At 72.6% G+C, this 23,073-nt stretch carries 20 protein-coding genes; 11 read left to right on the forward strand and 9 right to left on the reverse strand.

Going from position 1 to position 23,073, the window contains the following annotated elements; translation table 11 throughout:
- Nucleotides 1-146 precede the first annotated feature (146 nt).
- Nucleotides 147-2,708, reverse strand: coding sequence for a trehalose-phosphatase (gene otsB, locus E1165_RS07405; protein ID WP_371687311.1), 2,562 nt, complete (start codon nt 2,706-2,708; stop codon nt 147-149).
- A 38-nt stretch (nt 2,709-2,746) separates the two neighbouring features.
- Complete coding sequence (locus tag E1165_RS07410; protein ID WP_132389049.1) at nt 2,747-4,147, reverse strand: trehalose-6-phosphate synthase; 1,401 nt, start codon at nt 4,145-4,147, stop codon at nt 2,747-2,749.
- Between the two features lie 305 nt (nt 4,148-4,452).
- On the opposite strand from E1165_RS07410, the gene ettA reads away from it, so the two are divergent.
- From ettA to E1165_RS07430, 4 genes are all read left to right on the forward strand, one after another.
- Nucleotides 4,453-6,129, forward strand: a complete 1,677-nt coding sequence (gene ettA, locus E1165_RS07415) for an energy-dependent translational throttle protein EttA (RefSeq protein ID WP_132389050.1) — start codon at nt 4,453-4,455, stop codon at nt 6,127-6,129.
- Between the two features lie 2 nt (nt 6,130-6,131).
- Complete coding sequence (locus tag E1165_RS07420) at nt 6,132-6,578, forward strand: thioesterase family protein (RefSeq protein ID WP_132389051.1); 447 nt, start codon at nt 6,132-6,134, stop codon at nt 6,576-6,578.
- 11 nt (nt 6,579-6,589) lie between these two features.
- On the forward strand, nt 6,590-7,261 hold the full coding sequence (locus tag E1165_RS07425; RefSeq protein WP_132389052.1) for a hypothetical protein: 672 nt from the start codon (nt 6,590-6,592) through the stop codon (nt 7,259-7,261).
- A 131-nt stretch (nt 7,262-7,392) separates the two neighbouring features.
- Nucleotides 7,393-7,977, forward strand: coding sequence for a YbjN domain-containing protein (locus tag E1165_RS07430; protein WP_132389053.1), 585 nt, complete (start codon nt 7,393-7,395; stop codon nt 7,975-7,977).
- A 39-nt stretch (nt 7,978-8,016) separates the two neighbouring features.
- On the opposite strand, the gene E1165_RS07435 is transcribed toward E1165_RS07430, so the two are convergent.
- The 3 genes from E1165_RS07435 to E1165_RS07445 all read right to left on the reverse strand — a co-directional run bounded on the left by E1165_RS07435 (nt 8,017) and on the right by E1165_RS07445 (nt 11,329).
- On the reverse strand, nt 8,017-8,439 hold the full coding sequence (locus E1165_RS07435) for a globin (protein WP_132389054.1): 423 nt from the start codon (nt 8,437-8,439) through the stop codon (nt 8,017-8,019).
- Between the two features lie 65 nt (nt 8,440-8,504).
- Nucleotides 8,505-9,899 (reverse strand): MFS transporter, encoded by a 1,395-nt coding sequence (locus tag E1165_RS07440; protein ID WP_132389055.1) that lies wholly within the window; start codon nt 9,897-9,899, stop codon nt 8,505-8,507.
- A 281-nt stretch (nt 9,900-10,180) separates the two neighbouring features.
- A complete protein-coding gene (locus tag E1165_RS07445; RefSeq protein ID WP_132389056.1) occupies nt 10,181-11,329 on the reverse strand; it encodes a mechanosensitive ion channel family protein in 1,149 nt (382 codons plus the stop codon).
- A gap of 282 nt (nt 11,330-11,611) precedes the next feature.
- Here E1165_RS07445 and E1165_RS07450 point away from each other — a divergent pair, with 282 nt between their 5' ends.
- The gene (locus E1165_RS07450; protein ID WP_132389058.1) at nt 11,612-12,157 is read left to right on the forward strand and encodes an HNH endonuclease; all 546 of its coding nucleotides are present in this window, start codon (nt 11,612-11,614) and stop codon (nt 12,155-12,157) included.
- Between the two features lie 10 nt (nt 12,158-12,167).
- Here E1165_RS07450 and E1165_RS07455 read toward each other — a convergent pair whose 3' ends face one another.
- From E1165_RS07455 to E1165_RS07465, 3 genes are all read right to left on the reverse strand, one after another.
- Complete coding sequence (locus tag E1165_RS07455) at nt 12,168-12,983, reverse strand: class F sortase (RefSeq protein ID WP_132389060.1); 816 nt, start codon at nt 12,981-12,983, stop codon at nt 12,168-12,170.
- Between the two features lie 12 nt (nt 12,984-12,995).
- Entirely contained in the window at nt 12,996-13,511 is a 516-nt protein-coding gene (locus E1165_RS07460; protein WP_132389062.1) for a hypothetical protein, read from the reverse strand.
- Between the two features lie 126 nt (nt 13,512-13,637).
- A complete protein-coding gene (locus tag E1165_RS07465) occupies nt 13,638-14,108 on the reverse strand; it encodes an Lrp/AsnC family transcriptional regulator (RefSeq protein WP_132389064.1) in 471 nt (156 codons plus the stop codon).
- A 145-nt stretch (nt 14,109-14,253) separates the two neighbouring features.
- Here E1165_RS07465 and E1165_RS07470 point away from each other — a divergent pair, with 145 nt between their 5' ends.
- The 6 genes from E1165_RS07470 to E1165_RS07495 all read left to right on the forward strand — a co-directional run bounded on the left by E1165_RS07470 (nt 14,254) and on the right by E1165_RS07495 (nt 20,385).
- Nucleotides 14,254-15,156: a tryptophan 2,3-dioxygenase gene (locus E1165_RS07470; protein ID WP_132389066.1), complete on the forward strand. Its 903-nt coding sequence runs from the start codon at nt 14,254-14,256 to the stop codon at nt 15,154-15,156.
- A complete protein-coding gene (gene kynU, locus E1165_RS07475; protein ID WP_207916708.1) occupies nt 15,132-16,448 on the forward strand; it encodes a kynureninase in 1,317 nt (438 codons plus the stop codon). The genes E1165_RS07470 and kynU overlap by 25 nt, the downstream gene beginning before the upstream one ends.
- Nucleotides 16,445-17,779, forward strand: a complete 1,335-nt coding sequence (locus E1165_RS07480) for an NAD(P)/FAD-dependent oxidoreductase (RefSeq protein ID WP_132389070.1) — start codon at nt 16,445-16,447, stop codon at nt 17,777-17,779. Before kynU ends, E1165_RS07480 begins: the two co-directional genes overlap by 4 nt.
- A gap of 388 nt (nt 17,780-18,167) precedes the next feature.
- Nucleotides 18,168-19,631: an amidase gene (locus E1165_RS07485; protein WP_132389072.1), complete on the forward strand. Its 1,464-nt coding sequence runs from the start codon at nt 18,168-18,170 to the stop codon at nt 19,629-19,631.
- A gap of 54 nt (nt 19,632-19,685) precedes the next feature.
- A complete protein-coding gene (locus E1165_RS07490; RefSeq protein WP_132389074.1) occupies nt 19,686-19,985 on the forward strand; it encodes a hypothetical protein in 300 nt (99 codons plus the stop codon).
- Nucleotides 19,972-20,385 carry a DUF5130 family protein gene (locus E1165_RS07495; RefSeq protein ID WP_132389076.1) on the forward strand — a complete coding sequence of 138 codons (414 nt, stop codon included), beginning with the start codon at nt 19,972-19,974 and terminating at the stop codon, nt 20,383-20,385. The genes E1165_RS07490 and E1165_RS07495 overlap by 14 nt, the downstream gene beginning before the upstream one ends.
- A 129-nt stretch (nt 20,386-20,514) precedes the next feature.
- On the opposite strand, the gene pepN is transcribed toward E1165_RS07495, so the two are convergent.
- On the reverse strand, nt 20,515-23,061 hold the full coding sequence (gene pepN / locus E1165_RS07500) for an aminopeptidase N (RefSeq protein WP_132389110.1): 2,547 nt from the start codon (nt 23,059-23,061) through the stop codon (nt 20,515-20,517).
- Between the last annotated feature and the right edge of the window lie 12 nt (nt 23,062-23,073).

A 23,073-nucleotide genomic window follows, 5' to 3' on the forward strand; every position in this document is an offset into this window, starting at 1 on the left:
GTCACTCGGTCGACTTGGTCGACTCCGGAGGCGGCAGGTGGCGGTGTAGTCGCCGGGGGACCGCTACGCGGCAACCAGGGGGCCTCGCCGGGGGTGGACGCGCGACGGCGGCCGGAGACGGGTGTCTCCGGCCGCCGTCGGTCAGGTCACTGCTTGAGCATGTTGTCCAGCAGCAGGGCGCAGCGGATCAGACCGAGGTGGCTGTACGCCTGCGGGTGGTTGCCCAGGCCTCGCTCGGCGAGCGGGTCGTACTGCTCGGGGAGCAGTCCCGTCGGGCCGGCGGTGTCGACCATCTGTGTGAACAGCTCCTCCGCGTCGGTGCGGCGACCGGTGCGCAGGTACGCCTCGACCAGCCACGCCGTGCAGATGTGGAAGCCGCCCTCCCGACCGGGCAGGCCGTCGTCCCAGTGGTACCGGTAGACGACCGGGCCGCTGCGCAGGTCCGCCTCGATCCGCAGCACCGTGGAGAGGAAGCGCGGGTCGTCGCCCGGAAGCAGCCCGGACAGGCCGATCCAGAGCGAGGAGGCGTCCATGTCCTCGTCGCCGTACGCGACGCTGTACGCCTCGACCTCCTCGTGCCAGCCGTTCTCCAGCACGTTGGCGCCGATCCGGTCCCGCAACTCCACCCACTCGGGCCGGTCCTCGCCGCCGTGCCGGCGCACCACGTGCAGCGCCCGGTCCACGGTCATCCACAGCATCACCTTGGAGAAGACGTGGTGCCGGGGCGGCAGGCGGGCTTCCCAGATGCCGTGGTCGGGCTCGTGCCAGCGGCGGCGGACCGCCTCGACCATGTTCTCCAGCACCCGCCACTCGTCCTCGCGGACCGAGCCGCGGGCGTCGGCCACGGCGGCGATCAGGTCGGCGACCGGCCCGAACACGTCGAGCTGAAGCTGGTGGTTGGCCAGGTTCCCGACCCGGACCGGCCGGGAGCCGGCGTACCCGGGCAGGGTGTCGATGACCGCCTCGGCGCCCAGCTCGTAGCCGTCGACCGTGTAGAGCGGGTGCAGCCGCTCCGGGTGCCCGCCGGTGCGCTCGATGACGCCGTCGACCCAGCGCAGCAGCCCCTCGGCCTCCTCGGTGGAGCCGAGGTCGACCAGCGCGCGGGCGGTCATCGCCGCGTCGCGCAGCCAGCAGTACCGGTAGTCCCAGTTCCGGACGCCGCCCAGTTCCTCGGGCAGCGAGGTGGTGGCGGCAGCGAGGATCGAACCGGTGGGCTGGTGGCAGAGCCCGCGCAGGGTGAGCGCGCTGCGGGCGACCAGTTCGCGTTCGGTGTTCGGCAGCCGCAGCGAGGCCACCCAGTCCTTCCACGGCTGCTCGGCCGCGGCCTGCCGCTCGTGGACCGGCACCAGGTGGTGCTCCAGGCTGTGCGTGCCGAAGCGTAGCTCCAGCACGACCTGCCCACCGGCGGCGCGCAGGTCGACCACGGCACGCGCCGTCTCGTACCCGCCGTCGTTGCCGACCTCCCACTCCACGCCGGGGGCGTACAGCGACACCGGCTCGTTGGAGCCGAGCACCAGCAGGCCGTCGTCCATCGGCTGGAGCTGGACCTGGACCTGCCCGAACTCGGGGCGCGGGGCGAACTCGATCCGGGCCCGCCCGGTGCCGGTGAGCACGCGGACCAGGGTGGAGTCGCCGCTGACCACGGCCGTGCCGTCCGGGGTGGTCTCGGCGGCCGGCAGGTCCAGCCAGTCGGTGACGGTGAGGCCGGACCAGCGGGTCTCGACGGTCATCGTGCCGTTGCGGTAGCGCTGCCCGAGCGGGATGCCGCCCTTCTCCGGCCCGACGGTGAAGTGGCCGGCCGGACTGCCGCCGACCAGGTCGGCGAAGATCGCCGCCGAGTCGGGTTTGGGGTGGCAGAGCCAGGTGACCTTGGCGTCGGGGGTGAGCAGGGCGACCGTACGGCCGTTGGCCAGCATCGAGTGCCGTTCGATCGGTACGGCCCGCTCGCCGAAGAGCCAGTGCCGGCGGGTCTCCAGCAGCAGGCCGAGCGCCCGGGCGGCGTCGAGCGGCTCGGCGACCCGGAAGTGCGCCTGGGTGTCCCCGGGGCCGATCTTGATGCCGATGTCGGGGCCGTGCAGGTTGCCGAAGGCGTTCTCGTCGGTGACGTCGTCACCGATGAACAGCACCGCGCTGGCCGACAGCTGGGTACGCAGCTGGTCGACGGCGGTGCCCTTGTGGGTGGCGACCACCGACAGCTCGATGACCTCCTTACCCTGGGTGACCGTGACGTCCGGCCAGGTGGCGGGGCCGTTGCGGACCGCCTCGACGGCTGCCGCGGCGACCTGCGGGTCCACCCCGCGGGTGTGCACGGCGACGCTGGCCGGTTTGCGTTCCAGCCGTACGCCGGGGTGGGCGATGGCGATCTCGCGCAGCGCGTCGCGCAGCCGGGTGCGGACGGCGACCAGCTCGGGGGAGAGCCGTTCGACGAAGCCGATGTCGAACTCGGAGCCGTGGCTGCCGACCAGGTGCACCTCGCTGGGCAGCCGGGACAGCGCGGCGAGGTCTCGCAGCGCGCGACCGGAGACCACCGCGACGGTGGTCTGTGGCAGCGCGGCCAGGGCGCGGACCGCGGCCACCGACTCCGGCAGCGGCACGGCCTTGCTCGGGTCGGCGACGATCGGCGCGAGCGTGCCGTCGTAGTCGCAGGCGACCAAGAGCTGCGGCACCCGGGCGATGCGCCCGATGGCCGCCCGCAGCTCGGGATCCATCGTCCCCGCGGGCGGGGTCACGATGTCGGTGGGCGCGTTCACTCGGCCTCCGCCCCGGGCGTGCCGAGTTCGGTCAGGAACGATTTCGCCCAGTGCCCCACGTCGTGGGTGCGTAGATGACGTTGCATGATCCGCATGCGTCGACGGGCCTCCGGCTTCTCCACGTGCACGGCCCGCAGGAGAGCGTCCTTGACGGCGTCGGGGTCGTGGGGGTTGCACAGGAACGCCTGGCGCAGCTCGGTGGCGGCGCCGGCGAACTCACTGAGCACGAGCGCGCCGCCCTGGTCGGCGCGCGATGCCACGTACTCCTTGGCCACCAGATTCATTCCGTCTCGCAGCGGGGTAACCATCATCACGTCGGCCGCGACGTACAGCGCGGCCAGTTCGGAGCGACTGTACGACTGATGCAGATAATGCACCGCAGGCACGCCGACTCGACCGAATTCGCCGTTAATCCGACCAACCTCTCGTTCTACCTTGACGCGAAGTGCCTGGTAGTGCTCCACACGCTCCCGGCTGGGGGTGGCGACCTGCACCATAACCGCGTCGGGAACTGTCAACTTTCCGTCAGCGAGAAGTTCGCGGAAGGCCTTGAGCCGAAGCTCGATGCCCTTGGTGTAATCCAGCCGGTCGACGCCCAGGATGATCGTCTTCGGGTTGCCGAGTTCCTCGCGGATCTGCTTGGCCCGGGCCTGGATCGCCGGGTCCTCGGCCAGCCGTTCCATCTCCCTGGTGTCGATGGAGATGGGGAAGGCGCCCGCCTTCACCTGGCGGCCGTCCACCTGGATCATCTGGCCCTCGTAGCGCAGGCCGAGCAGGTGCCGGGCCAGCCGGACGAAGTTCTGCGCGGCCAGCCGCTGCTGGAACCCGACCAGATCGGCCCCGAGCAGGCCGCGCAGGATCTCGGTGCGGAACGGCATCTGCATGAACAGCTCGATCGGCGGGAACGGGATGTGCAGGAAGAAACCGATCTTCAGGTCGGGTCGCAGCTCGCGCAGCATCGCCGGGACCAACTGGAGCTGGTAGTCCTGCACCCAGACCGTCGCGCCCTCGGCCGCGACGTCCGCCGCGGCCTCCGCGAAGCGGGCGTTGACCAGGCGGTACGCCTCGCGCCAGCGGCGCTTGTAGGCCGGTGTCTCGACCGCGTCGTGGTAGAGCGGCCAGATGGTGGCGTTGGACTGGCCCTCGTAGTACCGCTCCAGTTCCTCGGCGCTCAGCGGCACCGGGTGCAGCCGGATGCCCTCCAGGTCGAACGGCTCCGGCGCGGCGCCGGTGCCGCCGGCCCAACCGACCCAGGTGCCCTGGTGCTCGGCGAGGACGGGGTGCAGCGCGGTGACCAGCCCACCAGGGCTGCGTCGCCACTGCCGTCCCTCGGGTGTGCTCACCTCGTCGACCGGCAGTCGGTTCGCCACTACGACAAAGGAGCTACGGACGGTCACGATCGGCCACCTCCGGGTGCTGACGGGTCCACCGCGATGAGCGTACTGAGCGTAGCTGCGGCGTCTTGGCCCCCGTGCCGGACTCACCTACCCGTCCCAGAACCGCCGAACCCTAATCGTGATCTTGTTGACACTCCTGCTCCCGGGCTCCGGAGCGGCGGGGTGATGTGGGCGCGGCGGGCCGTACCTGTCAGGATTGGCGACGGCGTGCGCGCGGCCGGCCCCGGCCGGCGGCGGGCGGCGGTCGCCGCCCGCGCCCGCGCCCCACAAGCTCGCGACCGCAACCGACGGAGGTAGCCCGCACCGTGGCCCAGTTCATCTACGTCCTGGAAAAGGCGCGCAAGGCGCACGGCGACAAGGTCGTGCTCGACAACGTGACGCTGAACTTCCTGCCGGGGGCCAAGATCGGTGTGGTCGGTCCGAACGGCGCCGGTAAGTCCAGCCTTCTCAAGATCATGGCAGGGGTCGACCGGCCGAGCAACGGTGAGGCCCGGCTCATGCCCGGTTACACCGTCGGCATGCTCGCCCAGGAGCCCCCGCTCAACGACGCCAAGACCGTCCTCGGCAACGTCGAGGAGGCGGTCGCCGAGACCAAGGCCAAGCTGGAGCGGTTCAACAAGATCGCCGAGCAGATGGCGACCGACTACTCCGACGAGCTGATGGAGGAGATGGGCCGGCTCCAGGAGGAGCTGGACCACGCCGACGCCTGGGACATCGACTCCAAGCTCGAACTGGCGATGGACGCGCTGCGCTGCCCGCCGCCGGACGCCGACGTCACCCAACTCTCCGGTGGTGAGCGCCGCCGGGTCGCCCTCTGCAAGCTCCTGCTCGAGGCGCCCGACCTGCTGCTGCTCGACGAGCCCACCAACCACCTGGACGCGGAGAGCGTGCAGTGGTTGGAGCAGCACCTGGCAAAGTACGCCGGCACCGTCATGGCGATCACCCACGACCGGTACTTCCTCGACAACGTGGCCAACTGGATCCTGGAGCTGGACCGCGGCCGGACCTACCCGTACGAGGGCAACTACTCCACCTACCTGGAGAAGAAGGCCGCCCGGCTGGCCGTCGAGGGACGCCGCGACGCCAAGATGAAGAAGCGGCTCACCGAGGAGCTGGAGTGGGTCCGCTCCAACGCCAAGGCCCGCCAGACCAAGTCCAAGGCTCGTCTCGACCGCTACGACGAGATGGCCGCCGAGGCGGAGAAGACCCGGAAGCTGGACTTCGAGGAGATCCAGATCCCGCCGGGCCCGCGCCTGGGCAACACGGTCATCGAGGCGCAGAACCTCAGCAAGGGCTTCGGCGACCGGCTGCTGATCGACAACCTGTCGTTCTCGCTGCCGCGCAACGGCATCGTCGGCATCATCGGCCCGAACGGCGTCGGCAAGACCACCCTCTTCAAGACCATCGTCGGGCTGGAGCAGCCGACCGCCGGCCAGGTCCGCGTCGGCGACACCGTCTCGCTGTCGTACGTCGACCAGAACCGGCAGGGCCTCGACGGCGACAAGACGGTCTGGGAGGTCGTCTCCGACGGCCTCGACTACCTGATGGTCGGCAAGGTCGAGATGCCGTCGCGGGCGTACATCGCCGCGTTCGGTTTCAAGGGCCCGGACCAGCAGAAGCCGACCAAGGTGCTCTCCGGCGGCGAGCGCAACCGGCTCAACCTGGCGCTGACCCTGAAGATCGGCGGCAACGTGATCCTGCTCGACGAGCCGACCAACGACCTGGACGTGGAGACCCTCTCCAGCCTGGAGAACGCGTTGCTGGAGTTCCCCGGCTGCGCCGTGGTCATCTCCCACGACCGGATGTTCCTCGACCGGGTCGCCACGCACATCCTGGCCTGGGAGGGCGACGACGAGAACCCGGCCAAGTGGTTCTGGTTCGAGGGCAACTTCGAGGCGTACGAGAAGAACAAGATCGACCGGCTCGGCGCGGAGGCGGCCCGCCCGCACCGGGTGACCTACCGCAAGCTCACCCGCGACTGAGCATGGCGGACCGGTTCGTCTACCACTGCACGCTGCGCTGGTCCGACCTGGACGCGTACGGCCACGTCAACAACGCCCGCTTCCTCACTCTCTACGAGGAGGCCCGGGTGGCGATGATGTTCGCCGGCGGCCGGGCGTGGGGCGTCGACTCGTTCGCCGACGGGGTGGTCATCCGCCGGCACGAGGTCGACTACCTGCGTCCGATCGACTACGCCCTGGGTCGGGCCACCGCGGAGACGGCCCCGACCGTCCGTATCGAACTGTGGGTGGAGCAGATCCGCGCCGGCTCGTTCACCGTCGCCTACGAGCTGTACGACGGCGACGTGCTGGCCAGCACCGCCCGTTCCGTGCTGGTGCCGTTCGACCTGGTGGCGAAGCGGCCCCGGCGGATCAGCGACGAGGAGCGGGCCTTCCTGCTGTCGTACGCGCCCATCGGCGGGCCGGGGTGAGCGGGGCGGCGGTGACGCCGGGCCACGGTCTGGACGGGGTGCCCGACGCCGGCGCCTTCCTGGCCCGGCTGGTCCGCTTCGACCCGACCACCGTGGTCCGGCTCCGACCGGTCGACGGAGCCGGGCGGACGGCGTTGTGGGCTCGGCTGCCGTGGGACGTGCTGGTGGCCCGTACGGTCGCCGGCAGTGCCCCCGGCGACGTCACCGTCGTCGCCGCCGACCTGCTGGCCCGGCTGGAGTCGGCCGACGCCACGCTGCCGCCCCGGCGGGACGACCGGTGGCGCTGGCCGCTGCCGCCGGTGACGAGCCGCACGGTGGAGGAGGTGCCGGTCGGGGAGTTGCGCCGGATCGCCGAGGCGGCGGCGGGCACCCTGCGCAGCGCGGCGGCGCACGGGATCGGGGGGCGTGCGGTGGGGCAGCGGATGCTGCGCGACGCGTTGCTGGACCATGTCGCGGTCGTGGTGACCCCCGACGACGCGCCGGGTGAGCCGGTCGAGGTGAGCCAGCGGTTGGTGCAGGGGGTGGTCCGGATGGGTTTCCTCGGGCCGGTCGGCGCGGCCGGCGCGGTCCAGGTCCGGGTGGCCGGTCGGTGGGTCGGACTGGTCGGACCGTACGGAGCGGCATGGTCGCGGAAGGTCTCCGAACTTGCCATCCAACCGCGCAAGGATCACCCGAAAGTATGACCCACGGTCATTCTTCTAGGTTGGGGCTGCCGTTGGGGGGGTGTCTCAGGCCGGCTATCCGGGTACCGTCCATCCTCGGATCCAACGCACCGTAGGCGTCCGGATCCGCTGGGGAGTGAGGTGCGCGAGCGATGCCGTGGTGGTCATGGCGCCCGGGTTCCGCCGCAGGTGGCGACCAGGAAACTCGAAGCGGGATCACAGTGGACAGCACCGTCCGGGTTGGGCCTCCGTCCCCCCGGCAGCCGGGTGACGACTGCACGGCCAACGACCGGCCGGGGATCGGCGACAGGCCTCCCGCGGTCGCGCCGGTCACCCTGCGCCGGGTCTGCGACGCGCTCGACCTGCTCGACGTGCGCTACCTGGCCGACGGTGACGGCAACCTGCTGGCCATGTGGGAACGGCACGCGGTGCTGGTCACTCTGGAGGGCCCGGAGGACGAGATCCTGGTGATGCGCGCCCGTCCACACGCCACCGTCCCCCCGGACTGGGCGGACCGGGCCTACCGGGTGGTCAACGAGTGGAACCACACCCGCCGGTTCTGCAAGGCCTACGTCGGCGACCCGACCGAGCGCGGCCAGCTACCCATCTACGCCGAGCTCCAGGTGCCGCTCGGCGCCGGCACCCACGACGCGCTCCTGGTGGAGATGCTCGACTGTGGGGCGGCCGTCGCGACCACCTTCGTCGACTGGCTGCACGACGAGGGCGCGCTGCTGTAGGCCCGCCGGGCGGCGGGTGCGGGCCGCCAGCCGGCACGGCTAGCCGGCCGGGTCCTCCATGACGTTGACCATGAAGTAGGCCGCCCGCTCCAGGTAGTCCCAGAGCGCCCCGGCGATCTCCGGCGGCAGGTCCAGCCGGTCCACCGCGCGTCGCATGTGGTGCAGCCACGCGTCCCGCTCGGCGGCGCCGATCCGGTACGGCGCATGCCGCATCCGCAGCCGCGGATGCCCACGCTGGGACGAGTAGGTGTGCGGGCCACCCCAGTACTGCATGAGGAAGAGGGTCAGCCGGTCGGCGGCCGGCCCGAGGTCCTCCTCGGGGTACATCGGGCGCAGCAGGGGGTCGGTGGCGACGCCGGCGTAGAACTCGTCGACCAGCTTGCGGAAGGTGGGCTCGCCGCCGACCGCTTCGAAGAAGGTCGTCGACGGCTCGGTACGGTCGGACTCACCTGCGGGGTTCACCGTTCCATCCTGCCAGGCGTCCGGAGCCGGTGGTCGCCGCCCACCACATGGGGGCCACGATCACGTCACCGCGGGGCCGCGGCGGTCCGTTCGTCGGGCCGGCCGTCCGGGGCGGGCCGGCCGGCGGCGGGGTGGGCCCCGACGGCAGCGCGGGACGCGTCCCGGTCGGTCGCCTCGCCGGCGTTGGCCCGGCTGGCCTCCGCCACCGCCGCCTCGACGGTCGCCCCGTCCGGCCAGCGTAGTGCCGCGACGAGCATCAGCAGGACACCGGCGGCGCTCCACACGCCGACCACCACGGGAATGGAGAACCGGTCGGCGAACAGGCCGGTGACCAGTACGGCGGCCCCCTGGATCACCTGCATCCCGGTGGCCATCACCCCGAAGGCGCGGGCCCGGAACCCGTTGGGCAGGGCGCGGACGAAGAGCCCGTTGGCGGTCGGCAGCACCCCCGCGACGGCGAAGCCGCAGGCGGCGGCGAGCAGGGCCACCACCAGCGGCGGCGGGTCGAGCAGCGCGGGTACCAGCACCAGCGGAGCGGCCACCGCCAGGGGGCGCATCAGGGCGAGCCGGCGGACCGGCGCGACCGCCCGCCCGACCAGCAGTCCACCCAGGATGAAGCCGACCGGGCCGGCCGCCATGATCAGGGCCTGCGCCGGGCCGCTGCCCAGCCGGGCGTCGGCCCGCTCGCCGGCCCAGGCGGCGGCGAGCCCCTCGGGGACGATGGAGAAGAGCATGGCGCTGAAGACCAGCACGGCGATCGCCCGCAGGACGGGGTTGCCGAAGACGATGCGGAACCCCTCGGCGGTCTCGCGGAGCAGGTGACTGCGGTGGGCGGCACTCATCGCCGGGGCCCGGTCGCGGACGCCCCACCGGACCAGTACGGCCGATGCGGCGAAGGTCGCCGCGTTGGCCAGCAGCGCGACGGTCGGGTTCACCGCGGCCACGGCGGCCCCGAGCAGGTAACCGACGACCTGAGCGGCCTGGCCGGCGCTGGCGTTCAGCGACAACGCGACGACCAGCCGGTCGCCGCTGAGGATGGTCGGCATCAGCGCCGACCTGGCCGCCTGGCTGGGCGGGTTGGCGAGCGTGGTGGCGAAGAGCAGGGCGAGGATCAACCAGACCGGTGCGTGCGGCACCGCGATCAGCGCCATCAGCGTCATCCGGACCAGGTCGCAGACCACCATCACCCGGCGGTACGGGTAGCGCTCGGCCAGTGCCGCGAGCAGTGGCCCGCCGGCGAGCCAGGGCAGGTAGCTGACCGCGAACGCGGCGGCGGAGAGGGCGATCGACTCGCTCTCCCGGTAGACCAGGACGGTGACCGCGGCCTTCGCGAGGTAGTCGCCGACCCAGGACAGGAGGCTGGCGGCGAAGATCGCTCGATACTCGGGCTGGCCGAACACCTCACGGAAGGTTGCCGGAACGTCCGGAGAGGCTTGCTCGTCGGACACCGTCGCCTCCATCGGACCCGCCGACGGCCACTCGTGACGGCCTGGCGGGGCCTCGTCGTCAGATCTACGGATCAGCGAGGAAATGGTCACGCTCCGGCGGGAGCGCGTGCTCCGGATTCTGCCCGATCGTCTGAGAACTGGCTAGGGCGAACGGATTGATCGTCGCATCTCCGACTGAACGAACGGACGATACCCGAGGGGCCTTGTGGTCGGGAACCCCCGGAATTCGGATCATCGGCTCCGGCCGGCGCGGAAGCGCCCACATCGTCGCTGGTGGTCGCCGGGATCCCCGGTCAGGTGGCGCCGCCCTGGCCGGTGGGCGGGGCGGCCCCGCCGGCCGGACCGCCGCCGGGCGGCGCCGCCATCGGCAGGCCCGGGTAGAGCCGGGCGGCGGCGATCCTCGCGGTGATACCCGAGTTCTCCAGCGCCTCGGCGAGCCGGCGGCGCAGCTCCCGGCCGACGGCGAACTGACCGTCCGCCGTCGTCTTGACCACCGTCCTGATCACCGCGCCGTCGACCGTCATCTGCTCCACGCCCAGCACCTCCGGCGGCTCGACGATCTCCGGCGCCAGCTCCGGGTCCATGGCCACCGAGGCCGCGGCGGTACGCAGCACGGCGGTGGCCTCCTCGGTGCCGGCGAACCCGATCGGCAGGTCCACCACCACCAGCGCCCAGCCCTGGCTCTTGTTCCCGACCCGGACGATCTCGCCGTTGCGGATGTACCAGAGCACCCCACGCCCGTCACGGACCGTGGTGACCCGCAACCCCACCGCCTCGACCACGCCGGTGGCCTCGCCCAGGTCGACCGTGTCGCCCACGCCGTACTGGTCCTCGATGAGCATGAACAGGCCGGCGAGTAGATCCTTCACCAGGCTCTGCGCGCCGAAGCCCAGGGCCACGCCCGCGATGCCCGCGCTGGCCAGCAGCGGGGCGAGGTCGAAACTGAACTCCTTGAGCACCATCAGCAGCGCGATGCCGAAGACGAAGGCGGTGACCATGCTGCGCAGCACCGAACCGATCGCCTCGGCGCGCTGCCGGCGCCGCTCCGGGACGAACTGCTCCGGGTTGACCGCCGCGGACGGGATGCGCTCCCGCAGCGGTCGCAGCAGGGTGGGCACCGTGCTCTCACTGGTGGAGCGGACCAGTCGGTTGATGGTGCGGTGCAACGCCCACCGGGCGACGAGCGCCAGCAACAGGATCAGGACGATCCGCAGCGGCTTGAGCAGGATCCAGTAGCTGCCCTCGGCGAACCAGGTCGATCCGGTCACGTCCAACACACCCTTGCACATGAGATCGTCGAGACAGCTCTGCGACGGGGACGGGTCGATGATCGGCTCGGCGAGGATCGTCAGATCGGAGGTGCGCACCCTGCTTTCGTACCCCACGGCGAAGTGGGGCCGGCCGCCGACCCGCCGGCCGCCCCGGGTCGCCGTCCGGCCCATGAGCCGTCGGTGCGCCGGGTGACGTGGACAACTGGCGGCCGACGAGGGCTGTCGACCGACAGGCAACGGCAGGGTTCGACCACGCCGGACGGGCGATCCGTCCCGGTGCGGGTGATCCGCTTACCAGAAGCGAGATTAGTAGGTGCAATCCGGGGTCTTATCAGGGACGATTGGCGCAACGGACGTCGGTGATCCCGCCGGCGTCGGTCGAGGTCACCCTGTGTCCGGGGCCCGACCGGCGTGGCCAGCGGTGGGAGCGGCTGGACCGGGAGGGTGAGCACGATGCCTGACATACGACCCACGGTGGGCTCCGGCGCGCTGGTTCTCAACGCCACCTACGAGCCGCTGTGTGTCGTGTCGGTGCGTCGCGCCGCGATCCTCGTGCTGTCCGCCAAGGCGGTCTGCGTCGCCGACGGCGAGGGTGTCCTGCACAGCGCCCGAAGTGCCCTGCCGGTCCCGTCGGTGGTCCGGCTCACCCGCTTCGTCCGGGTTCCGTATCGCACCCACGTCGGGCTCTCCCGGCGGGCCATCTTCGCCCGCGACGGCGGGCGGTGCGCGTACTGCCGGGGGCCTGCGGAGACCATCGACCATGTCTTCCCGCGCAGCCGGGGCGGCCGGCACGCGTGGGAGAACGTGGTCGCCGCCTGCGCCCGGTGCAACCACACCAAGGGCGACAAGACCCCCGCCGAACTGGGCTGGCGGTTGCACAGCATGCCCGCCGCACCCAAGGGGACGGCCTGGCGGGTGCTCGGCCACCGCGCCCCCGACCCCCGCTGGGCGGACTGGCTCGACCTGCGGGAGTCGCTGCGCGAGACCGAGGCGGCCTGAGCCGGCCTGCTCACCCGTCGCTGGCGCGGACCAGCGAGGCGTACACCACCACGTTGTCGGCGTAGCCGGTGTCTCCACCCACCCAGCGGCCACCACAGGTGATCAACCGGAGGTTGGGGCGGCTGAAGTCGCCGTAGACCTCGTCCACCGGCAGCTTCTCCTTGCCGTGCCGCTGCACCTGGTCGACCTCGAAGACGGCCACCTTCCCGTCCTCGCGGGTCACCTCGACCTCGTCGCCGTCGCGCAGGTTCCGCAACCCGTGGAAGACGGCCGGCCCGGTGTTGGTGTCGACGTGGCCGACGATCACCGTCGGGCCGTACTGGCCGGGCGTGGGGCTCTGGTCGTACCAGCCCGCCTCCTGCGCGCGGGCGGCATCCGGCACCCCGATGCTGCCGTCCGGGGCGATGCCGACGTGGTGCACCGGTGCCCGCACGTCGATGCGGTCGATCGCGATCCTGGTCGGCGGGCTCGCCGGTAGCACCGGGAACCCTCTCGGCGGCGGGCGCAGTCCGGCGATGAACCGGTCCGGCAGCAGACTGAGGCCGGTCACCCGTTCGACGCCGAGCAACGCGACGATCAGCACCATCAGTCCGGCGACCAGCACGACCGGCAGCCCCGGTCCCGCGGCGACACTCCGCGCCGGGCGGGCCGGGCGGCGGGTCGCCGGCCGTACCTGAGCCGCGTGCGCGACCGGGTCGGTGGTGGTCACGCTGGCGGTGACGGCGTGGCCGGCCACCCGGCGCAGGCGGCCGGCCACGCGGGCCACCAGCTGGGCGACGGCCCGGACCCGGGGTGACCGTGGCGGGCGCGAACGTGCGCGGGCCATGGCGGCGTGGGGTCAGGAGCCGTTCCCGGCCCGACGGCGGCTACCGCCGAACACCCCGAGGCCGGCCACCACGGCGACCGCGACCAGGCCGCCGACCAGCAGCAGCGAGCCGGCCCCGCGGTCGTCCGCGGTGCCGCCGCCCCCGGTCGCGGGGCCCTTGCTCGGCTGGGCCATGTTCAGCACGGTGAGCACCGTCGAGGCGGTGTTGCCGTTGGCGCAGCGCAGGTCGACCGGATAGTCGCCCGCCTCCTTGCCGCTCGGGACGGTGGCCGCCCCGGTCAGGAAGCCGTTGTCCGGTCGCAGCACCACCCGGCCGAACGCGTCGGACTGCACGGTGGCCTGCTGGTTGTTGGCCTTGTCGCAGCTGGCCCGGATGTTCACCCGGCTGCCGGCCTGCGCGGTGTTCGGCGTGACCTCGACGAAGGTGTTCTCGCCCGCGCGGGCCGGTGTCGCCCCGATCAGCACGAACGCCACGACCAGCGCCAGTACGACGGAAAAGGCACGATGGTGCCCGATGAGCCCCCGCATGATTCTCCCCTCCCGGCACGTTCGCCGGAATCCTGCGACGGGTGTCCGCGCCTGCATTCCCGCTGCCGGGACGGCAAACCCGCGGTTGCCCGCGTCAGGGGTGCCGCTCGCGGGCCTTCCGGCCGGTCAGCGACGCCGGGTGGGGGCGGTACCGCCGCGGGACGGCAGCGGAGTGACCGGGTGCCAGCCCAGCGGGGTGGACAGCACCATGGTGCTGGACGGCTGCCCGTACGGGGCGAGCCGGTCGATGACGGCCTCGAAGCCCTCCATCGAGCCGGCGGCGACCTTCAGCACGCTGCACGCGTCGCCGGTGATCCGGTGGATCTCGCGGATCTCCGGCCAGCCGGCCACCTCCGGGTCGTGCAGGATGCAGCGTGGCCCGTAACAGGACATCCTGATCAATGCGAGCACGCCGCGGCCGACCCGGGTCAGGTCGACGTGGGCGTGATACCCGAGGATCACCCCGGTCTCCTCCAGCCGGCGCACCCGCTCGGCCACCGCCGGCGGCGACAGGTGCACCCGCCGGGACAGCTCGCTGTACGACAGCCGTGCGTCGGCCTGCAACTCCCGCAGCAGGGCCCAGTCCATCTCGTCCACGTTCCGGACCTTACCTTCCGCAGGCGAAACGGCAGTGACACCTTCAGGGCAGAAGGTGATCGGATCAGAGCGCCGTGGAATCTGCATTCCGTCCACCGTGCGTGTCGCGGGAACATGTCGTATCCGGCCACGGAGGTGACGAGACGTGAAGCAGACGGACCGGCGGGCGACGACGCTCACCGCGGCGGTACGCCCGGCCACCCCGCAGCAGCGGGCCGTACGCGCGGCCCGCAACGGCGGCGAGCCGACCCTGGAGTTCGCCGACCGGGTGCCGTACGACACGTACGTGCACGCCAGCACGCTGCACCGGTTGCAGCAGCCGCTCAGCGACGACCCGGGCGAGATGTCCTTCCTGATGGTCAGCCAGATCATGGAGCTCTACTTCGGACTGACCTGCCACGAACTGCGTCAGGCCCAGCGGGACCTGCGCGCCGACCGGGTCTGGGCCGCCCTGGCCCCGCTGCGTCGGGCCGCGCTGCACCTGGAGGGGCTCAACGCCGCCTGGCGTGGGCTGCGCTGGATGACCCCGGCCGACTTCAACCGGTTCCGCAACCTCCTCGGCGAGGGCTCCGGCTTCCAGTCGGCGATGTACCGGCGGCTGGAGTTCCTGCTCGGCCTGCGCGACCCGGCCCTGATCCGCCCGTTCCGCCGCCAACCGCAGGTGTACGACGAGCTGCGCGCCACCCTCGCCGCGCCGAGCCTCTGGGACGACGTGGTCGCCCTGCTCGCCCGGCACGGCCACGACCTCCCCGCCGAAGTGTTCGACCGGGACGTCTCCGTCGAGCACCACCCGCACCCGGCGGTGGAGGCGGCCTGGCTGGCGGTCTACGACGACGACGGGCCCGACAACCACCTCCGCCTGCTCGGGGAGGCGCTGACCGAGGTGGCAGAGCAGTTCGGCGACTGGCGGTGGAACCACGTCAAGGCCGTCCAGCGCACCATGGGCGCCAAGGTCGGCAGCGGTGGCTCCGCCGGCCTGGCCTGGTTGCAGCGCAGCATGGCCCGGGTGGTCTTTCCGGAGCTCTGGTCGGCCCGGACGGCGATGTGAGCGGGGGAGAGGACGTGCGCAGCGACGAGCAGGAGGCCCACCGCCTCGACAAGGCCGACCCCGGCCACCGCCACCTCTTCCTCGTGCCGCCGGCCGACGGTGGCCGTTACCCGGAGGCCGCCTACCTGGCCGGCAACTCGCTCGGCCTGCAACCCCGGGCCACCCGCCGCGAACTCCTCGCCGACCTGGACGCGTGGCGTCGGCTGGGCGTCGAGGGACACCTGGCGGCCGAGCGGCCGTGGCTGACGTACCACGAGCTGTTGACCGCGCCGGCCGCGCGACTGGTCGGCGCGTCACCCGCGGAGACCGTGGTGATGAACTCCCTCACGGTCAACCTGCACCTGCTGATGGTGAGCTTCTACCGGCCGGCCGCACAGCGGACCCGGATCGTCGTCGAGGACGCCGCGTTCCCCTCCGACAGTTACGCGGTGCGCAGCCAGGCCCGCTTCCACGGCCTCGACCCGGACACCACCGTGGTCCGGCTGGCTCCCCGCCCCGGCGAGGAGACCCTGCGGACGCGGGACGTCACCGACTTCCTCGCGGCCGAGGGCGACACGGTCGCGCTGGTGCTGCTCGGTGGCGTCAACTACCTCACCGGCGAGCTGATGGACATCCCTGCGATCACCGCCGCGGGCCGGGCCGCCGGCGCGGTCGTCGGCTGGGATCTGGCACACGCCGTCGGCAACGTGCCGCTGGCGTTGCACGACTGGGACGTCGACTTCGCCGCCTGGTGTTCGTACAAGTACCTCAACTCGGGGCCGGGAGCCCTCGCCGGCGTCTTCGTCCACCAACGCCACCTCGGCGACCCGGACCTGCCCCGGTTCGAGGGCTGGTGGAGCACCGAGGCGACCACCCGGTTCGAGATGGCCCCGGTCTCCCGGCCGCCGGCGACCGCCGAGGCGTGGCAGATCTCCAACCCGCCGATATTCGCGATGGGTCCGGTGCGTACCTCGCTGGAGCTGTTCGACTCCGTCGGCATGCCGGCGCTGCGGGCGCGCAGCGTCCGGCTCACCGGTTACCTGCACCGGCTGATCGACGAGGTGACCGCCGACCGGCCGCTGACCGTCATCACCCCACGCGACCCCGACCGGCGTGGCTGCCAGCTCTCGGTGCGCGTCGGCGCGGGCAGCGCCGCCGAGCTGACCAAGCGGCTGCGCCACGAGCACGGCGTGGTCGCCGACGCCCGGGAACCGGACATCGTCCGCTTCGCCCCGGTGCCGCTCTACTCGACGTACCACGACTGCTGGCGGGTCGCCGAGGCGCTGGCCGCGACCGTGGAGACGACCTCGTGACCAGCGGACGGGACGAGATCGCCGTCGTCGGAGCGGGGCTGGCCGGCTGCCTGCTGGCCTGCTTCCTGGCCCGGCGCGGGTACCCGGTCGCGCTCTACGAACGGCGACCCGACCCGCGTACCGCGACGGTGGAGCGGGGCCGCTCGATCAACCTGGCGCTCTCCGCGCGGGGCCTCGACGCGCTGCGCCGCATCGGCCTGCACGAGCAGGTGATGGCGGACGCGCTGCCGATGCGCGGCCGGATGATCCACCCGGTGGCCGGGGAGCCGCGCTTCCAGCCGTACAGCGCGGCCGGCGACCGGGCGATCAACTCGATCAGCCGGGGCGCGTTGAACAACGCCCTGCTCAATGCCGCCGCCGCGAGACCCGGGGTGCGGATCGCCTTCGACCACCGGTTGGTGAAGCTCGACCCGGCCACCGGCGACATGGCCTTCGAGACCCCTCGTGGCAGGGTCACGGCCACCGCCTCGGTCGTCCTCGGCGCCGACGGCGCCGGCTCCGCCGTGCGCGGGCAACTGCTCGGGTACGGGGTGCTGGACGAGAGCCTCGACTTCCTCGACTACGGCTACAAGGAGCTGACCATCCCGCCCGTCGACGGCGAGTTCGCCCTCGACCCGGCGGCCCTGCACATCTGGCCGCGCGGCACCTCGATGATGATCGCGCTGCCCAACCCGGACCGCTCCTTCACCTGCACGCTGTTCTGGCCCACCCACGGCACCGCCGCCTTCGCCTCGCTCAGCAGCCCGGCAGCCATCGAACGGCACTTCGCCATTCACTATCCGGATCTGCTGCCGCTCGCCCCGAACCTGGTCGACGACTACCGGCACAACCCGGTCGGGGTGCTCGGCACGGTCCGCTGCCACCCGTGGCAGGCGAACGGCCGGGTGGCCCTGCTCGGCGACGCCGCGCACGCCATCGTCCCGTTCTACGGCCAGGGCGCGAACTGCGCCTTCGAGGACGTGGTGGAACTGGACCGCTGCCTGGACGCCACGGGCGACGAGTGGTCCGCCGCGCTGCCGCGCTACCAGCGGCGGCGGCAGGAGAACGTCGAGGCGATCGCGCGGATGGCGCTGGCCAACTTCGTGGAGATGCGTGACCGGGTCGCCTCCCCGGTCTTCCAGGCCCGCAGGCGGATCGAACACGCCCTCGAACGGGCCCTGCCCGGCCGGTACGTCTCCCAGTACGAGCTGGTGTCCTTCTCCACCACCCCGTACGCCGAGGTACGCCGCCGGGTCCGCCGCCAGTACGCCGCGGTCGGCGCGGCGGCCGGGGCGGCGGCGCTGCTGGCCGGTGGGATCGGCGCGCTGTTCGCCCGGGGCAGACGCGGATGACGGCCTGGGACCCCCGGTTGACGACCGGGTACCCGCCGCGCGGGCCGCGGGGCGGGCGGGTGTCCCAGTGCCGCCGGCTGGCCGGTCCCGGGAGGGCCGGGCAGAGGAACGGTCCTCGACCGGCGGCGGTCCGGCCGGTGGTGGTGCTCGTGGGGTGGCGGAGCGGGTACGGGCTGCACGGCGATGCTCCCTGCGGGTGGCGGCGGGCGGTCCACGATCGACAGCCTGGTATCGACCATCGTTGATTGAAGGCCATCGTCCGCGCCGAGGCCCCACCGCCGGCAATCCCGGCCGGGTCATGTCAGCGCGATATGAGGCGCCACCGGCGGGCCGGCCCGCCCGGCCGTGTCGCCCCGCCGATCCGACCGCGAACCGGCAGGATGGCGGCATGGCCGAGCCGCACGACCTGACCGCGCTGCAACAGGCCGCCGCCGTCGCCCGCGGTGAACTCTCCAGCGTCGAGCTGGTCACCCACCACCTGACCCGGGTCGCCGCGCTCGGTGACACCGTCGGCGCGTTCGTCACCGTCACCCCCGAGCGGGCGCTCGCCGCCGCCCGCGCCGCCGACGCCGTGCCGGCCGGGCGGCGAGGGCCACTGCACGGCGTACCGACCGCGTTCAAGGATCTCACTCTCACCGCCGGCGTGCGGACCACCTTCGGCTCGGCCGCCTTCGCCGACTTCGTCCCGCCGCTGGACGCCGACGTGGTCCGGCTGATGGCCGCCGCCGGGCTGGTCAGCCTCGGCAAGACCACCACCTCCGAGTTGGGTTGCTCGCTCCACTCCGAAGGGTTGGTCGCGCCGCCCGCCCGCAACCCGTGGGACCTCGCCCGCACGGCCGGCGGGTCCAGCGGCGGCGCGGCGGCCGCGGTCGCCGCCGGGCTGGTCCCCGTGGCGCAGGGCTCCGACGGCGGCGGCTCGCTGCGCATCCCCGCCGCCCTGTGCGGGCTGGTCGGCTACAAACCCAGCCGGGGACTGGTCTCCGGCGGCCCGGTCGGCTCCGGCGGGTTCGGCCTGCCCGCCAACGGCCCGATCGGGCGTACCGTCGCGGACGTCGCCGCGCTGCTGGACGTGCTGGCCCAGCCGGTGCCCGGCGAGCCGTACCCACCGCCGCCCCGCCCCGACGGCGGCTACCTCGCCGTCGCCCGCCGGGCCGCCCCCGGGCGGCTGCGGATCGGCCGGTTCACCGCGCCGATGCTCGCCGACGAGCCGGTCCACCCGGACTGCCTGGCCGCCGTGGACCGGGCCGCCGCGCTGCTCACCGCCGCCGGCCACGAGGTGGTCGAGGTGGACCCGCCGTTCGGCCCGGCGGTGTGGCCGCTGTTCGAGACCCTCTGGTACGTGCTGGCGCTGGCCCCGGTGCCCCCGGAGCGGGAGGCCCGGCTGCTGCCGCTGACCCGGCTGCTCCGGTCCCGGGGCGCGGCCGTCGGCGCGGGCGCCCTGCTGGCCACCCTCGGTGAACTCCAGGCCCAGGTACGCCTCGCCGCCCGCCGCACCGCCGGCTACGACCTGCTGCTCTGCCCGACCCTCGCCGCGCCGCAGGCCCCCGTCGGCTGGTTCACCGCCGACGGCGACCCGGCGGCCGACTTCGACCGGCAGCGCCGGTTCTCCCCGTTCTGCGCCGTCTTCAACGCCACGGGCGAACCGTCCGTCTCGCTGCCGATCGGGCGGACCGCGACGGACCTGCCCGTCGGAGTGCTGCTGACCGGTCGGTACGGCGACGACGCCCGACTGATCGCCACGGCCGCGCAACTGGAGGACTCCAGTGACGGGTGGGATCGGCACCCCGCAATCTGGCGAGGGGTGGCCTCCGCTAACGTGAATGGCAGCGGAGTCGGGGGGTCGACGCCATGATCGTCTTTCCGAACCGGATGCTCTGGTCTCTCTTTCCGCCTGGGGGCGTTGGGATTGTCTGTCACTGAGACTGCGCTGATCTTCGCCGGCATCCCCGCAGCGGTGGTGCTGGTGATCGTCGGGCTGGTGTTCGCCGGCAACCGTGACGGTGGCGGCGCCAAGCGTTACCGGCCGGGCCGCCGCTTCGACTTCACTCCGGTCTGGTTCCTGAGCCGGCCGGAGCAGCTGGCCGACTCCGCCGGCATCGCCCTGTCCGCCGGGGCGCAGGCGCCGGCGCTGACCAGCCGCAAGCAGGAGCAGGCCGGCGTCGAGGCGCCGGCCGGTGGAACCGGAGGCGCAAGTGACCGTTGGTGAGAAGCGGGCGGAGGCCGGCGCGGCCACCCCGCCCGACGTGCTCGACGGGCCGTTCTCGACCCGCCAGCTGCTGCGCGTCGACGAGGCGCTGCGCCTGGCCGACCAGGGCACCGGTTTGGTCTTCTCGGTCTACGTGGGCGGCCTCGACGAGCCGGTCCGCGAACACGCCGAGCGGCTGCACCGCCAGCTCGCCGAGCCCGACCGGTCCGTGCTGATCGCCGTGTCGCCCAACCAGCGCCAGCTGGAGATCGTCACCGGCCGGCACGCCCGCAAGCGCATCCCCGACACGTACGCCAAGCTGGCCGCCCTGTCCATGGTGGCGGCGTTCGGCGGTGGCGACCTGGCCGGCGGGATCATCCAGGGCCTCGACCAGCTCGCCAGCCACGCCGGCAGAGGCTGACCACACTCGTCCGCCGAGAGCCCGGCCCGCGTACACGCGGCCGGGCTCTCGCCGTTCCCGACCGGGTACGCCACCCGCCGGCGGCCCGGGCCGGCGCGGGCTCCCACCCACGCCGGCCCTCCTCGCCTCTCAGGCGCTGCTGGCGTCCCGTTCGCGGGCCTTCAGGGCACGCAACACACCGTCGCGTCCCTCGGCGACCAGCCGGCGCAGCGGCGCCGGGTGGCCCTCCTGCGCCAACCAGGCGTCGGTGGCCGCCACCGTCTCCTCCTCGACCAGGTACGCCGGGTACGCCAGCTGCGCGAACTCCTGCGCCGGCTCGCTGTCCCGCCGCGCCCAGACCTGCGCCACGGCCGCGAAGTACCTCTCCCGGTACGGCGCGGTCAACTCGACCTGAGCCGGGTGGGTGAAGCCCTGCAACAGCGCCCGGTTGCGCCAGTTCGGCAGCGGCTGCGAGCCGGTGAGCTGCGCCCAGACCGCCGCCTTGTTCTCGGCGGTGGGCACCAGCGCGTGCGCGTACGCGGCCTCCCGCTCGCCGCTGGCGGTCCGGTCGCCGGCGAGTTCCGCCTCGATCTCGGCGGGGCCCGCCGCCCCGTTGGCCACCAGCGACTGCAACACCGTCCAGCGCAACTCGGTGTCCACGGTCAGCCCGGCCGGCACCTCGACACCACCCAGCCAGCCGCGCAGCGTCGCCAGGTCCTCCGCGGAGCGGGCCGCCGAGGCGTACGCGCGAGCCCACGCGAGCTGGAAGCCGCTGCCCGGCTCGGCGGCGGTCAGCGCCGCGTTGGCGGTGCGGGCCAGCTCGGCCCAGCCCGTCGGCGCCCACGCCGGGTCGGCGTAGAAGGTGAGCGTGCTGCTCGCCTGGCGCAGGGTGGCGGTGACCAGGTTGATGTCGGTCTCGGCGGGCAGCCCGGCCAACACCAGCGCCACGTAGTCGCGGGCCGACAGTTCCGCGTCGCGGACCATGTCCCAGGCGGCCGTCCAGCACAGCGCCCGGGCCAGCGACGACTCGAAACCACCGATGTGCTGCACCACCGTGGCCATGGAACGCTCGTCCAGTCGCAGCTTCGCGTACGTCAGGTCGTCGTCGTTGAGCAGCAGCACGTCCGCGGCGGGCCGGCCGGCCAGCACGTCCAGTTCGGTCAGGTCACCGGTGACGTCGACCTCGGCCCGCTCCCGGCGGACCAGCCGCCCGTCGGACAGGTCGTAGAGGCCCACCCCGATCCGGTGGGTCCGCAGCGTCGGGTGCCCGGCCGGGGCCTCCTGGCGTACCAGCACCTGCTCGTACGTCCCGTCGGCGCCGATCGTCACCTCCGGACGCAGCGTGTTGACCTGCGCGGTCTCCAGCCATTGCGTGGCGAACTTGCGCAACTCCCGGCCGGAGGCCGTCTCCAGCTCGCCGAGCAGGTCGTCGAAGGTGGCGTTGCCCCAGGCGTGCTTGCCGAAGTACGCCCGCAGACCGGCCAGGAACGGCTCCTCGCCCACGTACGCGACGAGCTGCTTGAGCACGCTGGCGCCCTTGGCGTACGTGATGCCGTCGAAGTTGACCTCGACCGCCTCCAGGTCCGGCATCTCGCAGTAGACCGGGTGGGTGGAGGAGAGCTGGTCCTGCCGGTAGCCCCAGTTCTTGCGGATGGACAGGAAGGTCGTCCAGGCCTCGGCGAAGCGGGTGGCGTGGGTGTTGCACCAGTGGCTGGCCCACTCGGCGAACGACTCGTTGAGCCACAGGTCGTTCCACCAGCGCATGGTGACCAGGTCGCCGAACCACATGTGGGCCAGCTCGTGCAGGATCGTGTTGGCCCGCTGCTCGTACTCGAAGTCGGTGACCTGCGAGCGGAAGAGGTAGTGCGACTCGGCGTGGGTGACGCAGCCGAAGTTCTCCATCGCGCCGGCGTTGAAGTCCGGCACCCAGAGCTGGTCGTACTTGGGCAGCGGGTAGCGCACCCCGAACTGCTGGTGGAAGAAGTCGAAGCCCTGCCGGGTGACGAGGAACAGGTCGTCGGAGTCGAGGTACGGGGCCATCGAGGCCCGGCAGAAGACCCCCAGGTCGATGCCGTCGTGACTGTCGCGCACCTCGTGGTACGGCCCGGCGCAGAGCGCGGTGATGTAGGTGCTCATCCGCACGGACTCGGTGAAGTGGACGGTCTTGAGCGCCTCGCCGGCGGGCTCCTCGCGCGCCACCGGCATGTTGGACACCACCCGCCAGTGCTCCGGGACGGTGGCGTGCCAGGTGTAGACGCTCTTGAGGTCGGGCTGGTCGAAGCAGGCGAAGACGCGCTGCGCGTCCGCCGTCTCGAACTGGCTGTAGAGGTAGGTCTCCCCGTCGACCGGGTCCACCGTGCGGTGCAGGCCCTGCCCGCTGTTCGAGTACGCGAATTCGGCGTCCACGACGAGGGTGTTCTCGGCGGCCAGCCCAGTCAGGGCCAGCCCCTTCTCGGCCGACCAGCCGGAGAGGTCGAGCGGCGTGCCGTTCAGGGTGGCCGAGCGCACCGAGTCGGCGGCGACCTCGATGAAGCTGCTGGCGCCGGGCTCGGCACAGCGGAACCGCACCTCGGTCACCGACCGGAAGGTGCGGCCCTCGGCCTGCACGGCGGTCGACAGGTCCAGGCTGATGTCGTACCCGGTCACCTCGAACAGGCGGGCCCGCTCGGTGGCCTCCACCTGGGTCAGGTTGCGCACTCCCGGCACTTT

Origin of the sequence: Micromonospora sp. KC723, assembly GCF_004348595.1 — a bacterium.
Lineage (GTDB): Bacteria > Actinomycetota > Actinomycetes > Mycobacteriales > Micromonosporaceae > Micromonospora.